Origin of the sequence: Streptomyces sp. LUP30, assembly GCF_001746365.1 — a bacterium.
In the GTDB taxonomy this organism is placed as follows: Bacteria; Actinomycetota; Actinomycetes; order Streptomycetales; family Streptomycetaceae; genus Streptomyces.
The window spans coordinates 275,471-289,202 of record NZ_MJAJ01000001.1; the positions used below are offsets into that span (position 1 = coordinate 275,471).

The 13,732-nt window shown below is 69.5% G+C and carries 10 protein-coding genes and 1 pseudogene; 8 read left to right on the top strand and 3 right to left on the bottom strand.

All coding sequences use genetic code 11. The features are described from left to right. Positions 1-120: 120 nt before the first annotated feature. From BG482_RS01225 to BG482_RS43680, 4 genes are read left to right on the top strand one after another with little or no spacing between them, the layout of a single operon-like run. Positions 121-753, top strand: a complete 633-nt coding sequence (locus BG482_RS01225; RefSeq protein WP_069766896.1) for a M15 family metallopeptidase — start codon at positions 121-123, stop codon at positions 751-753. Between the two features lie 38 nt (positions 754-791). Continuing rightward, positions 792-3,101: a methyltransferase, FxLD system gene (gene fxlM, locus BG482_RS01230; protein ID WP_069766897.1), complete on the top strand. Its 2,310-nt coding sequence runs from the start codon at positions 792-794 to the stop codon at positions 3,099-3,101. Then, entirely contained in the window at positions 3,094-3,903 is an 810-nt protein-coding gene (locus BG482_RS01235) for a PIG-L deacetylase family protein (RefSeq protein ID WP_069766898.1), read from the top strand. The genes fxlM and BG482_RS01235 overlap by 8 nt, the downstream gene beginning before the upstream one ends. A 60-nt stretch (positions 3,904-3,963) precedes the next feature. Beyond that, positions 3,964-4,554 carry a hypothetical protein gene (locus BG482_RS43680; RefSeq protein ID WP_176741277.1) on the top strand — a complete coding sequence of 197 codons (591 nt, stop codon included), beginning with the start codon at positions 3,964-3,966 and terminating at the stop codon, positions 4,552-4,554. A gap of 996 nt (positions 4,555-5,550) precedes the next feature. Here the strand turns inward: BG482_RS43680 and BG482_RS01245 are convergent. Then, entirely contained in the window at positions 5,551-6,474 is a 924-nt protein-coding gene (locus BG482_RS01245; protein ID WP_069766899.1) for an alpha/beta hydrolase, read from the bottom strand. A 67-nt stretch (positions 6,475-6,541) separates the two neighbouring features. Between BG482_RS01245 and BG482_RS01250 the strand changes: the two genes are divergently transcribed. The 4 genes and pseudogenes from BG482_RS01250 to BG482_RS42190 all read left to right on the top strand — a co-directional run bounded on the left by BG482_RS01250 (position 6,542) and on the right by BG482_RS42190 (position 9,471). Then, positions 6,542-7,018 carry a MarR family winged helix-turn-helix transcriptional regulator gene (locus BG482_RS01250; protein ID WP_069766900.1) on the top strand — a complete coding sequence of 159 codons (477 nt, stop codon included), beginning with the start codon at positions 6,542-6,544 and terminating at the stop codon, positions 7,016-7,018. A gap of 376 nt (positions 7,019-7,394) precedes the next feature. Beyond that, the gene (locus tag BG482_RS43330; RefSeq protein WP_141746521.1) at positions 7,395-7,679 is read left to right on the top strand and encodes a hypothetical protein; all 285 of its coding nucleotides are present in this window, start codon (positions 7,395-7,397) and stop codon (positions 7,677-7,679) included. 823 nt (positions 7,680-8,502) lie between these two features. Beyond that, positions 8,503-8,931, top strand: a pseudogene (locus BG482_RS42185) (sigma-70 family RNA polymerase sigma factor); the annotation flags it as partial. Positions 8,932-9,165: 234 nt separating this feature from the next. After that, on the top strand, positions 9,166-9,471 hold the full coding sequence (locus BG482_RS42190) for a hypothetical protein (RefSeq protein ID WP_069767047.1): 306 nt from the start codon (positions 9,166-9,168) through the stop codon (positions 9,469-9,471). Between the two features lie 99 nt (positions 9,472-9,570). Here BG482_RS42190 and BG482_RS45970 read toward each other — a convergent pair whose 3' ends face one another. Together BG482_RS45970 and BG482_RS42195 are read right to left on the bottom strand one after the other, a co-directional pair. After that, on the bottom strand, positions 9,571-9,894 hold the full coding sequence (locus BG482_RS45970) for a Ku protein (protein ID WP_370745732.1): 324 nt from the start codon (positions 9,892-9,894) through the stop codon (positions 9,571-9,573). Between the two features lie 590 nt (positions 9,895-10,484). Continuing rightward, a complete protein-coding gene (locus tag BG482_RS42195; RefSeq protein WP_069766903.1) occupies positions 10,485-13,661 on the bottom strand; it encodes a tetratricopeptide repeat protein in 3,177 nt (1,058 codons plus the stop codon). Positions 13,662-13,732 lie beyond the last annotated feature (71 nt).

Here is a 13,732-nt window from a genome sequence, read left to right on the forward strand (position 1 = left end):
GGGAGGCGTTGATGCCGGCCCGCGATTTCGTGCGGCTGCGCGCCGTGGAGGAGGCCCGCCGCACCGGCGTGGCCGCCTACGTCGACACCCGGGGAACGCGTGACCACCAGCATTGCCTTGATGTCCGACCGGAGGGTCGCCGCGATACCCGTCCAGGAGTGCGGCGAGGTCCTCGTCGACGCCCGCGCGCATGGCCTGAAGGTCGACGACCGCAAACGGGACGCGGCGGGCGCCTGGCCCCACGTTCGGCAAGGCGTCCTTGCCCGGCTGCTGCACGCCCAGTCGCTGCTTCCCCCTGGCGTGTTGCTGCTGTTCATCGAGGGATTCCGGCCGCCGGCCCTGCAGCGTCGGTACTTCGAGGAGTACTCCGCGGAGCTCGCACGCGCCCACCCGGACTGGCAGGCGGCCGAACTCCGGGCAGCCGCCAGCCGCTTCGTGTCGCCTCCGGAGATCGCGCCGCACTCCGCCGGCGCGGCCGTCGACGTGACGCTGATCAACCACCAGGGCTGCGAGCTGGACATGGGAACGCGCGTCAACGCCTCACCGGAGGAGTCCGACGGCGCCTGCTACACCGACGCCCCAGGCCTCAGCGACCGGGCCCGCACGAACCGGGCCACCCTGGGCCGTGCCCTTGCCGCCGCAGGCATGTCCCCCTACCGAACCGAGTGGTGGCACTGGTCGTTCGGCGACCGGTACTGGGCATTGCAGACCCAGCGGCCGGCCGCCCTGTACCGCCCCGTCGAACTGCCCTGACACCGACCACCGTGCCTTTCACGAACGAGGAGCGATCTGTGGGAATCACCCGGACTGACTGGTCCCAGCGCTACACCGAAGGGCGACGCTTCCGGCGGCTCGGGGACGAGGAGAAAGGCCTGCTCGTCGAGCACGCGCCGGCACCCGAGGGCGCCCGCGCCCTCGACGTCGGGTGCGGGACGGGCGAGATGTCCGCCTATCTCGCCTCGCTCGGGTACACCGTCGACGGAGCTGACTCCGCCGAGGGCGCCCTGGAGCAGGCCCGCACGGACCACCCCGACGCGGAGGTGCGGTGGCTGCGCCTGGACATCGAACGCGACGACCCCGCCCCGCTGGGCAACGACCTATATGACCTGGTGGTTTTCCGCCTCTCGGTGGCCTTCTTGAACGACCGCACCCGTGTCCTGCACGCGCTCGGGCGCCGACTGCGCGAGGGCGGCACCATGCTGGTCATCACCCGGCTGGCCGCGCACACCTCCGCGGAGAAGCGGCATATCGCACTGGACGAGGATGAGATCACCGCCCTTACCTGCGGATGGACGAGCGTGCAGCGCATCGCCGTCGGCGACCTGGCAGCGCTGGTCCTGCGCGGTCCGTGTGCGGACACGGTCGCCGCGGAGCGGGCCGTGCCGGCCACCGGCTACGCCGTTGCCGGGGCGCTGGCTGTCGTGACCGACGAGTACGGGCGTGTCCTGCTCGGCTGGTCCAAACGCGGCATGTGGGAGGCTCCGGGCGGGAAGATCGACGGTGCGGAACCGCTGGACGGAGCCGGGGTGCGCGAGCTCGCCGAGGAGACCGGCCTGCACGCCACCGGCGCCACCGTGGTGTCCATCCTCACCGACGCAGCCCAAGGCGTCCCGCGGGTGACCGCCGTGATCCGGATCGCCGGGTTCACCGGCACCCTCACCACGGCGGAGCCGCAGAAGTTCACCCGCTGGGAATGGCACGACCCCCACGGTCTCGGATGTCTCGGCCCGGTGTTCACTCCGGCCGCGAACGCACTGGATGCCGTCTGGCCCGGTGTCATCCCCGGCCTGCCGCCGGTCAATGCCTACCCGACCGCCGTCGAACCCCCTCCGGTACCCGGGGAGCCGGCCGAAGCCGGCCGGCTGCGCCACCGCATGGCAGATGCCGTCATCGCCGGCGGCTGGGCTCCTTCCGCCGTGGTCCAGGAGGCGCTGCGCACGGTGCCCCGGCACCGGTTCACACCGGAGACGGACCTCCAGACCGCTTACGACAACGACCTGGCCGTCGTCACCCGCCGGGACGAGCACGGCCAGGCGACCAGCTCGGTCAGCGCAGCCTGGCTCCAGGCCGACATGGCCGAGCAACTCCAGCTGACGCCCGGGGCGGCCGTGCTCGAGGTCGGATCCGGCGGGTACAACGCGGAACTGCTCGCCCACGTCGTCGGACCGGCCGGACGGGTCGTCACGGTGGACGTCGACCCGTACGTGGTGCACCGCACGCAGCGGCTGTGCGCGGAGGCCGGCAGCGACCGGGTCACCCCCGTCCTGGGCGACGGTGGTTTCGGCGCACCGGGCCACGTCCCCGCCCAGGGGTTCGACGGGGTGGTGATCACACACAATGCGGCTGACGTCGCCCCGGCCTGGCGCGAGCAACTCCGTGAGGGCGCACGGTTGGTGGTGCCACTGGAGATGGGCGGCTACACCCGCTCCCTCACCCTGGTCCGGCGCGGCGACGTGCTGCACTGCGAGCACTGGACGTACTGCGGGTTCGTGCGGGACCGCGGCGCCGCCGCCCGCACGGCCCCCGTCCTTTACCTGGCCGACGGTGAGGTCACCGTACGGTGGGAAGACGGTGAGCCCGGTGACACCGCGGGGCTCGAGGAGGCGCTGCGCGGGCCCCGGCGCGAGCTCACCACCGGCCTTGTGGTCCGGGGCACCTTCAATTTCGAGACCTTGCAGGTCTACGCCGCGACGACGCTGCCGAGGTTCTGCCGCCTGGCCGCCCGGGAAGGTTCCGCGCTGGTGGCGCAGCAGGACGCGGCGGCGATGCTTTCGGACGGCTCCCTCGCCTACCTGACCTACCGCAAGGTCAAGGATGCCCCGGATCCGGCCGACCGTCTCACCGAATTCTTCATCCACGCCTACGGCCCAGCAGCCGAAGAAGTGGCGGAGCGCTTCGCGGAGTGTGTGCGCGTCTGGGACCGCGAGGTGCGCGAGAGCGGCTATCCGCCGATGACCATCCACCCGGCCGCCACGCCCGCCGACCAGCTGCCGCCCGGCGACGTGCTCGACAAACCCAGCGCACGACTTGTCTTCCCATGGCCGAGCTGGTCCCCCGCCAGCGCGCAGAACCTCCTGGCGGCGGGCGGACGGCATGTCTGACTCCGATGAGCTGACCCCCGCGAAACCCGTGACCTCGTCCGCTACGGCTTCCCTGCTCGGTGTGTTCGCCCATCCTGACGACGAGAGCCTCCTCGCCGGCGGTGTCCTCGCCCAGCACGCGGCCGCCCACGCGCGCACCGCCGTCGTCACCATGACCTGGGCGCCAGAGAGCCCGCGGGCCCCCGAGCTCGCGGACGCATTGCGCGCCCTCAGCGCGGGCACCCCACGGATGCTCGGGTATGGCGACGCCCGCAACCCGAACGCGGCCCCCGGCCGTCCTCGGCTCGTCGACGCACCACTGGACGAAGTGATCGCCGCCCTCGTCCACCAGATCCGCACGTTCCGCCCCGACATCGTGGTGACACACGATGCCCTGGGCCAGCTGACCGGCCATGCGGACCATCGCCGTACCCACCAAGTCGCTCTCCTCGCCGTTCAAGACGCGGGGCTCGCGCACCTTCACCCAGAAGCCGGGCAGCCCTGGCAACCGCGCGCCGTGTACTGCGCCACGCACCCCGCATCCGGCGTGGGCGAACTCGGGCCGCTGCTGGAGGCCGTCGGCAAACCCGTGCTCGCGGTCCCTGACTCGTACGCCACCACGGCCATCGACGTCACCCTCTGGCTGGAGCAGAAGTGGCGGGCGATCCTCGCGCACCGCGGAGAGGTCGCCCGCGAACGGGCGCTGCCGGGGATCCTTGCTCGCCTGCCTGAGGAGACCCGACGAAAGATCATCGCGACCGAGTTCTTCACCCGGCTCACGACCGGGCCCCTCCCCAGCGCTCGGCATCGACTGACTGCCTGACGGCGGTCAACCGCCGGACTCTTCCCTGGGCCCGACCGGCCCCTCCTGACTTGGAGAGCCATGACGACCACATCCGCTCCCCGCGAGCTGCCCGGCACCGCCATGACCGACGAGGCGTATGGCGCGCTGCGCACCTCGGCCGCCCTGTGGGTTGGCACGTCCGTGCTGATCACCAACCCCTTCGGCCGAGTCCTGGTCCAGCACGTCGACTATCGCGACACCTGTCTCGAGGAACTCGGAGTCACCGCCACCGTCGACCACTGCCTGGCCGCCGACTGGATCGCCGCCGACAGCACCGGCGCACCCGCCGCCATGCGGTTTCCCGGCGAGATTCTGCACGTCTTCGACGGCGGCACCTGGGACGACGACCGGATCGGCGACATCCGGTTGCCGCCGAGTGAGATCACCGGGATTCCGGGCCGTCCGCCAACCTGTCACCGAACTCTCCGGCCCCATTGGCTGGTAGCCGCCGCTTCGCGTCATTTGGGACAACTGGGCGAAGAACTCAGCTCCCTTCGACAGTCCAGGGCGCCAGCTCTTCTGAAAGTCTTCCGTCTGCGGTTCCACGCGGCCCCACAGGTCTGCTCGGTCCGAACCGCGTTCCTGACCCAGGCGAAGGCTCAAGACCAGCGGCCCGAGAATCGTGGTTGAGGTTGAGGTCAGGGCCGGCGCTGGCGGGCTCACGTCGGCGCCAACGCATGCGCCCCCGCGGTGCCTCCTCGGTGGGAGGGCCCGGCCGAGCCGTCGGGCGATCCTGCGCTCGGTCCCGACCGAACAGGCTCCGGACGAAGTCGGATGCTGTACGCCTCAAAGATGTCGGCCGCGAGTTGTCGGAGCGCCTCGGTGAAGGCAGTTGCCGTGGCTTTCTCGCGCGGTCGGCGTCAGGGTTCGGGCGGTGGAGCAGTACACCCCCGGCCCGATACGGCCCCCGGGACGGTAGTCGCACCGCTCCGGCAGCCACCCGGCGCTTGGCGCTCAGTCTGTACAGCAACGAAGTACAGCAGCCCCAGCGCCGGCCGACGACCGCCACCGTCCCGCACGGCCCCCTCGCCGCAGCCTGTATGACCTCCAATGACCGATCTCTGTAGAGCTACGGATCAGAGGGCTGCAGGTTCGAATCCTGCCGAGTGCACAGCTGGTCAGAGGCCCCGTGGAGGAATCTACGGAGCCTCTGGTTTTTGTGTTGACGGCAGCGGTTGACGGCAGCCGCTCCTGAGGAGCTGACGCAGGATCGATGGGAAGGCGCCTGGTGAATCACGGGATCCATCTGGTGCGGAGCTGAGTAGCTGTCACTGATGCATTGTTCCGTAACTCCGTGATCACGTGGCGGAGCGAGGGGGTAGCGGGTAATGCTGGCGTCGACTTCCTGATGGCGCCTCGCCAGCTGCTGGCGCAGCCGCTCGGGGTACGGGCCGTACTCGCCGATCGGTAGGTACGGCTTGAGGAATTCCCATTCGCTGTCGGTCAGTTGCACTCGCCTCACGCAAGAAGATCTAGCATCCCCGCGTGAGCCACCGCCCAAGAAGAACGCGCTCCCGGAGTCTTGAACAGCCCTCGGAGCGAGGTGGGGTGCCGGCCGCCAGGAATAGGGACGGTGAGCCAGGGCTTGGGGTGCGGACCGCGGTCCGTATGAGACCGCCTGCGGCCTCAGCCTGCCGACGTGCGCGCCGTGCCCCTGGTGCGAATGTGCTGACTGAGAAAGAGAGCGGCGCGGTCCAGTGCCTCGTCGGCTTCGTCCAGGACGCCGGCGAACGCCTGGAAGACATGTGGAACGTCAGCGGTGATGTCCAGGATGACGTCCACTCCGGCTTCCCTCGCGCGCGTGGCCATGCGCGTGGAGTCGTCCAGGAGTGTTTCGTTGGTGCCCGCCTGCAGAAGCACCGGAGGGAAGCCGGTCAGGTCGGCGAGGACGGCGGGGCTGAGCAAGGGCTGATGCGGATCCTGTCCCGCAAGGTACATGGTCCCGGTGTGTTCCAGGCCCTCACGCGTGAAGAACGGGTCGATGCTCGCTTTGGTGTCCATACTCTCGCCCGTCCGGGTCATGTCGAGTCCGGGGGAGAAAGCCACGATCGCGGCGGGCACGGGCAGGCCCGCGTCGCGGGCGGCGAGGCAGGTGGTGACGGCGAGGCCACCACCGGCGGAGTCCCCGGCGAACGCGATCACCGAAGGGTCTTCGCCGCTGTCGAGAAGTGCGCGGTAGGCGCTCAGTCCGTCTTCGATCGCGGCCGGGAACGGATGCTCAGGGGCAAGCCGGTAATCCAGGGAGAACGCCCTGAACCCTGTTTTGGTCACCAGGTTCCCCGTCAGCGACATCGCCGTCCCTGGTGAACCGACCACGTACGAGCCGCCGTGAAAGTAGAGGATCGTCCCGGCCTTCGGAGGGCCGGCCGGCTCGACCAGCACCGCGGGCCGATCGCCGAGCGTCGCAGTCCGGGTGCGGATCCCAGCCGGGACGATCATTTCCCCCATCATCGCCCTGAACCCGGCGCGGAGCTCCTCCACCGACCGAGGGCCCTCCGGCTGAGGCCGTCGGACCATCGCGTCGATCTCCGCGCGCTGCTGCCTGCTCATTGCCGCCTCCATCACGAGTGCATGCCAAGGAACTATATGCCCAGGCATCTAGGTTAGAATATATGCCATGGCATCTAAGTCAAGCCGTGGCCCGATCGACCTCCCGGGCTTCTTCGCCGATCTCGTCCGCTGCGAGACACGCCTCTACAACGCGCTGAACGACCGCCTTCGCGAGCGGCACGGGATCGTCACCTCGCAGTTCGAGTTCCTGCGCTTCCTGCGCGATCACCCCGGGTCCCGGGTCGCGGACCTCGCCGCCGAATTCGCCATCGGGATCGGCGCGACCAGCAAGGGCATCGACCGCCTGGAGAAGCAGGCATGGGTCGTACGGCGAACCAATCCATCGGATCGCCGCTCATCGCTGCTGGACCTGACCGCCGGAGGCCTGCAACTCATCGAGGCGGCGGAGGCGACCTTCACCAGCACACTGGCCGAGCTGACCGCAGACGTCCTGGGCGGTCCTTCAGGACTGGCCGCCGTACAGATCATCTCGGAGCTGCGCTCCGTGCTCGAACGCGACCAGATCGGCCTCCCCACCGGCTGACCGGCATGCGCATCCAGTGCGACTGCCCTTGGCCGCGTAATCAGCGCTTGTTGCGAGGGTGAATCCCGTGGATTGATCACGACTCGATACGCGGCCTAACAAGGGCTAGCACAATGAGACGACAGCGACACCGGCACCTCGACGCCGCGTGAGAGCAAGGGCACCGTTGAACACCGACAGCTCAGCTCTTGGGGGGCCGATGGAATGGGTCTCGCTGGCCAGCACCATCGTCGGTGGAGGAATCGCGACAGCATCGGCCGGAATCCTGGATCACCGCCGGTGGAGACGAGAGCGAGGCGACCAGCACGCTGAGAGCCGCCGTTCGCTCTACGTCTCCTACCTCTCTGCTCTCGCATCGGCTCGCCATGCTTGCCGCGTGACCGTGCGCGAGCCAAATCTCGACCCTCAGCAGCGCAGGCGCGCCGTGTGGGAAGCATTCGAAGCCTGCACAAGCCTGCGATACGAACTGTCGATCTGCGCGCCGCGCTACGTGGTCGAAAAGTCCGACGATTCCTTCCGGCGGCTTCGTGACCTTCGCGATGTGGTCGCTGACGGATTCAGTCGAGACAGCAACGAGTACGTAGCCGGGCGGCTTCGCTACGATCGGGCATATCAGGCCCTTCGGGATGCCATGCGTAAAGACCTCGGCGCTGATGCCTGACTTCACGGACAACCATCGAGCCAGGTCAGTGCGCCGCCAGCGAAGATGGCTTGGGGAACCACTATCTCCGCAGCAGATCGCCTGCTGGACACGCACGAGGCCGGTCCAGTGCAGAGAAGCAGGCTCCCCTGAACTGGACCGTTTTCGGAAGAACGCGATGCTCCGTCGCATGATCTGGCGCATCTCGCCGAGCCGGTCCCGAGAACGCCGCGATCTGAGTGTGCATCTGCTCCAGGGGTTCGCTCTCCCGGCGCACGTGCTCGGCTGTCGACGAACGACGTCGACCCCACGGAACGGCGCTCCGAATTCCGATCCCCCAAATTCCGCAGCCCAGGGGTGCAGTACGCGTTCCCGGCGATCCCTGGACCGCGGCGGACAGGCCTCGGCTCGGTGATGGTCGGCGAATCGCCCGTTCTGTCCGTCCCGAGCAGACTGCTCGCCGGAGCCTCGGTTCCCGCGCCAAAAAATCTTGGGCCTTCGTGTCAAGAATCCGGGGCCCGGGGGGCTGTGGGGATGTGAACGGCCGTTGCTTCACGGTGAGGCGCTTGAGGCCGCAGATTGGGGTGTTTTTCGGTGGAGATGACTGGCGTCGGCGTCGCCGTGTATCTAGTGCTGTTGTTCGCACCGGGGCTGAGCAGCGTGCTCGAGAGCATCGCGTTCCGCATCCGAGCCGCGGGGAAGGCAGACCTCGTGCGCGCAGAACGGGAGTCGGACGTGCACACGCACCGTGGGCGCACAGGGGAGCGGGGGCAGCGTGGATGAGCAGCAAGGGGTGCAGCGTGCCGAGAAGCTCGGGCGCCTGGTCGCCGAGTGGCGCGGGCAGATGGTGGGGCGCGCCGGCAAGTGGCTGCGTGCCTTAGGTGTTCCGCCCTCGTGGGCGGATCCCGAGGACGTCGTGCACAACGCCCTCATGAACGTGTTGGCCTGTTCCGTGCCGATCGAGCGGCTGCGCCCGTACGTGTTCAAGGCCATCAGGAATGAGGTGGGGCATGCGGCGCGGCGATACCGCAGCGGCCAGGGGTACGCATCCCTGGACGCGGACGTGCAGTTGGAGACGGCCGCCGGCGCCGCCGATCCCTGTGCCGCGGCCGACCTGCGCCTGACCATCCACGAGGCGCTTACTGCTCTGCCGCCCCAGCAGCGCAGGTCAGTGTGGTGCAACAAGGCGCTGGGACTGACCCAGTCGGAGACGGCCGAGGTGCTGGAGACGACGCCGGGGACCGTTGCCACCCACGTCTACCGTGGTGTCAAAGCACTGCGGGCGACTTTGGGAACTCTTCTGGCAGTGGTGTTCGCCGCCTTCACCGCGGTATGGGCGCGCACCGGCACACTGCCCATTGACCCCGCCGCGACCGGTCACATGGCGGTGCGGGTGGAACGCTGGGTGGCTCGCTGGGGGTGGCCTGAGACCGTCGTGGCCGTCCTTGCCGGCGGTTCGTTGGCGTGGTTGGCCTACGCGTTGCTGAACCGGCAGTCCTTGCAGTTGATGAGTCGGCTCCGCGGCAGGCGGGCCGCCGGGCCAGGCGCCGAGCCGGGTACCGGGGAGGCCGTCTCGCAGGGCGAGGGCTGGACCGTGCGGCAAGTGGCGGGAACCGAGGCCAAGAAGACGTACCGCTGCCCTGGCTGCATCCAGACGATCCCCGCCGGCGTTGCGCACGTGGTGGTGTGGCCCACGCACCCCGGTGCAGAGGAACGACGGCACTGGCACCAGGCCTGCTGGAACGCAGGAGACCGGTCCAGCGCGGGGACGAAGGGACCACGGACCACTGCCTCAGTGGTGCGCCGGCATTGACGGAACGTTGCCTTCCCCCTTGCTGGGCCTCACCGGCAAGGGGGAACGCCTGGAGATGGGGACCAAGACCGGAGGCCGACCATGATCATGTAGCTGCGCTCAATGGACGGTGGAAGCTGACGGAACAACAGGGAAGGTGCCGAGCCCGTTGCCGCCGGCCACTTCGGTGAGGCGCCATCGCCTCCCCGCGCGCCCGCAGCATCCGAGGCGTTCGTTGCCCGACCAGGCGTACTCGGCGACCGCGACCTTCGATGAGCGCTCCAACGCCTGGCGCAGCAGCTTGTAGGGATTGGCCGCGACCTGGCCGGCCGACTGGGGGCAGCAGCCCTCCGCGAGGCGGATCGGGTCCACCGAGCCCAGCGGGACGAAGGCCTCGGTCTCGATCGTCTTGGCCGGCGCCAACCTCGCCAAGCTCGTCGCCATGTCCCCACCGTCTTCTCCCGCACCCGGCGCCAGGTCGTGGAGGCCGGATTGTCGGAGGCATGGGAGCGGCTGGCACACATCAGCTGCTACCGGCTCGGCGAGAAGAGGACCGGCGAGACGTGGTCGTCCCCCTGCGCCGCGCAACCTGAACAGTTCCAAGAAGGAGAGCTCATGTACGCGAGGTCGATGAGTCCGACCCCAGCGTCGGTGCTCATCGACCGGCGTCGGCTGCGAGGGAGCTGATTGCCAATTGGCGCGACGGAAATGCCAGCGATTTGCTCATGGTCTCTTACCCTTTCCCGATGCCGACCTCGCAGCGGGCGACGGCCCACTGGTAATGGGCGGCACATAGAGATGTAGGGGATCCGGAGGGTCAGATCGATCGGTCATCGGCGGCGCTGAATCGCTCGGGCGACAAAAGCCGGTGAATGACTCTCCCGTAGACCGACCCGGTGCGCTCGGCCGAGCCCGGTCCCTGCCGCCAGTACAGCATCCGTCGAGCACCAAGCCCTCGACTTCCGCTTGAGCCCGACTCGTCCCGCCCTCACTGGACTCATCCCCTCGCGCCAGGAGGCTCGATGAACGGTCGGTCACCTGTCCGGCTGCCGACCGGAGGCCTCGTCGCTGGGTGCCGGGCTGCCGGGTTCGGCAACCGGACCCGCGGCCAGGTCGCCGACCAGGTCGCGGAAATGCGCGAGATTCTGTCGGACCAGAATCGCGCGTGGGTGGTCCGGGCCGAGAATCCGGACGCAATCGGCGAACAGTTCCTCGAATGCGGTCGCCGCCCCGGCGGGATCACCGGCGTCACCCAGCGCCCGGGCGTGGTTGTTGCGGGCCGCGAGGGTGTCGGGGTCGTCGGGGCCGAGGACCCGCAGACAGCCGGCGAGCAGCTCTTCATGCGCTGCCGCGGCGGAGACCGGGTCGCCGGCCGAGCCGTGGATTTCGGCGATCTCGGCGCGGACGAAGAGGACGGCGGGGTGATCGGGGCCATGTAGGTGAAGGCGATCGGCCAACAGTTCCTCGTAGTCGGCGATGGCGCTTGCGTGATCTCCGGCGTTCGCGCGCCACCGGGCCAAATGGGCGCGAGTCACGAGCGTTTCCTCGTGGCGCGGTCCGTGGAGCCGGGTGAAATCGTCCACCAGCTCCTGCAGGGAAGCCACAGTGCCGGCGACGTCGCCCGTCTCCGCCCTGGCGATGGCGACGTTTCCGCGGATCCGCCAGATCTCAGGGTGGTCCGGGCCGAGGGCGCGCAGGCTCGCGGCGAGCAGTTCCTCAGGGACGCGCACCCGCGGGTCGGCGTCCTTGTCCCGCAGGAGAGCGATCAGGAGACATGCGTTCCAGGCGTCGTCGTGGAAGGGGGTGAGGACGCGCAAGATGTCGTCCAGCAGCGCCTCCAGTTCGGCGATGGCGGCCGGCGCCCCGGCGCCGACGTCCGCGCTCACGTCGATCAGGTGGAGGCGGGTGTTCAACGTGTCCGGATGGTCAGGCCCAAGGACCCGTTTCCGGTCAGCCAACACCCTCTCGAACGCGGCACGCGCGGCGACCGGGTCGCCGGAACGCCCGATGGCGGCGGCCAGTTCATTGCGGGCTTTGAGAGTATGTGGATGATCAGCCCCGAGCACTCGTGCCCGATCGTCGCGCAGCTGCGCGAACTCGGCTGCGGCGCCTTCCGGATCCCCCGCCAGGCTCCGCCATCGAGCGAGCTCATGGCGAGCCGAGAGGGTGTCGGGATGGTCGGCGCCAAGGCCCCGCCGGGTGTCGTCGAGGATCTTCGTGAACTCGGTGACGACTCCGGCGACGTCGGCGCCTCGGCGTAAGGCGAGGTCGCCCTTGCTCTGGGCGAGGTTGTGCCGGGTCGTCAGGGTGTCAGGATGGTCAGCGCCGAGGATCGCGGTCCGGTCGGCGAGCAGCGATTCAAGGTCGGCCACGGCACCTTCCAGGTCGCCCGTCTGGCCGTGTGCGCGGGCCAGGGTGTGCCGGGCGGTGAGGGTGTCGGGGTGGCGGGGCCCGAGCACGCCCTCCCTGGTGCCGGCCAACCGCCGCGCGGTGGGCACGCTCGCCCGGTCCCCGGCTTCGGCCAGCCAGACAGCCTGGTTGCCGAGAGCGGCCAGGGTGTACCGGTGGTCGGGGCCGAGCCGCCGCACGGCCTGCTCGTGCAGCCACTCGAAGTAGGTGGCGGCGGCGGCGACCTGGCCGGCCTGGCCGAGGCTCTGGCCGGTCACGGCGAGGAGTCCGTGATACCCCTCGGCAGTCCACAGTGCCTCACCGGCGTGCGCACGGAGGGCGTCGGCGTTGGTGCGCAACGTCTGGCCGAGTTCGTCGCGTTCGATCCGTGGCCATACGGCCAGCAGAGCGTCTGCGGCGGTGTCAGCGAGGGCGGCGAACAGCTCGGGGCCGAGGTCCGCCTGGGCGATGAGGTTCTCGCGGGTGGCGCGCTGCACCAACCGGTGTACGCGGACCTGGCGGTAGGCGGCGGTGCGGTCGTGGCTGATGAGGCTGTAGCGGTGCAGCACCCGCAACACCGCATCCACGGTCTCGGCGTCCAACGTCTGGTGCTGGGCCGCTTCGGGCAGATAGGTGGCCAGGTAGTCGAGGGCGGGTGGGCTGGACAGCACGGCTTGGGGGATCCCTGCCGGGTCCAGCAGGCTGATCAGCTGCAGGACTGGCCGGGCCAGCCCAGCGGGGCGCGCGGCGTCGGCTTGGTCGATGGACAGTTCCCACGTCGCCGTGACGATCCGCTGGTGATCGTCGGTCAGATCCTGCTCCTCGGGAACCACCTCGACAAGGCGCTTGCCGGCCAGCAGCGCCTGGTAATCACGGATATCGATGTCTTCGTTGACGATGTAGGTGGCGGCCTGCGCCAGCGCCAGCGGCAGCCGGCCCAGACCCTCGGCCAGGCCATCTGCGACGGTGGGATCAGTGACCCGGTCGCCGAGCCTGGCGGCCAGGTAGGCGCGGGCCTCGGGTTCCGTGAAGGTGCCGATGGGCACCACCTGCCGGTCGGATCCGTCCAGGGCTGCTGCGCGGAGGCGGGTGGTGACCAGTACCTGCCCGCCTGTGGCCGACTGCGCAGCAGGCGGCCACAGGCCGCTCAGAACGGCGGGACTGCGTACGTCGTCCAGGACCACGAGCCACCACCGGTCGGTGGCGGTCTCCGTCCACGTCAGGAACGCTTGCGCGGACCGGTCCGGGTCGTTCCGGTCGGCCGACGGCAGCCCGAGCTCCAGGGCGCTGTCGGTGTAGGCGGAGACCACGCCGTCGCGGGTAGCCGCGTTCACCCATACCAGCACCCCCACCCCCTGGTCCCAGGCGCGGCGAGCGTGGGCGGCGGCGAGTTGGGTCTTGCCGACCCCTCCCATCCCGGCCAGCACATGAGTGAGCACCACGGTCCCGCCGGCCTCGGCCGCCTCCTCCAGACAGGCCGCTACGGCCCGGTCCTGGAAACAGTCAGCGGGCAACGGTACGGTCCCGACGCGGATCTGCCGGCCGCTCGGTGTTCGGTGCCGTTTCAGAAGGGGATCGGCCTTGGCGACCCGGGCCCGGGCGTCCAGCCACGACTGGGTGTCGTGCTCGCCGCAGGCCTCGACGAACAGCCGCACGGTGGAGGGTCTGGGGAAGCTCTGCCCATTGACCATCTTGTGCAGGGTCGACGCCGACGTCTCGCAGCGCTCAGCCAGGGCGTGATAGCTCAGCCCGGCTTGAGTGAACAAGGCCTGCAGCGCCTTGGTCCAGTCGTCCCGGGTCCGGATCCTGGACGGGTTCGCCATCTCACCCCCGCAGCCGGGGGGCCGCACATCGCCTGCCCGCCGATCGGTTCTCTGTCGTGACCGTAGACCAT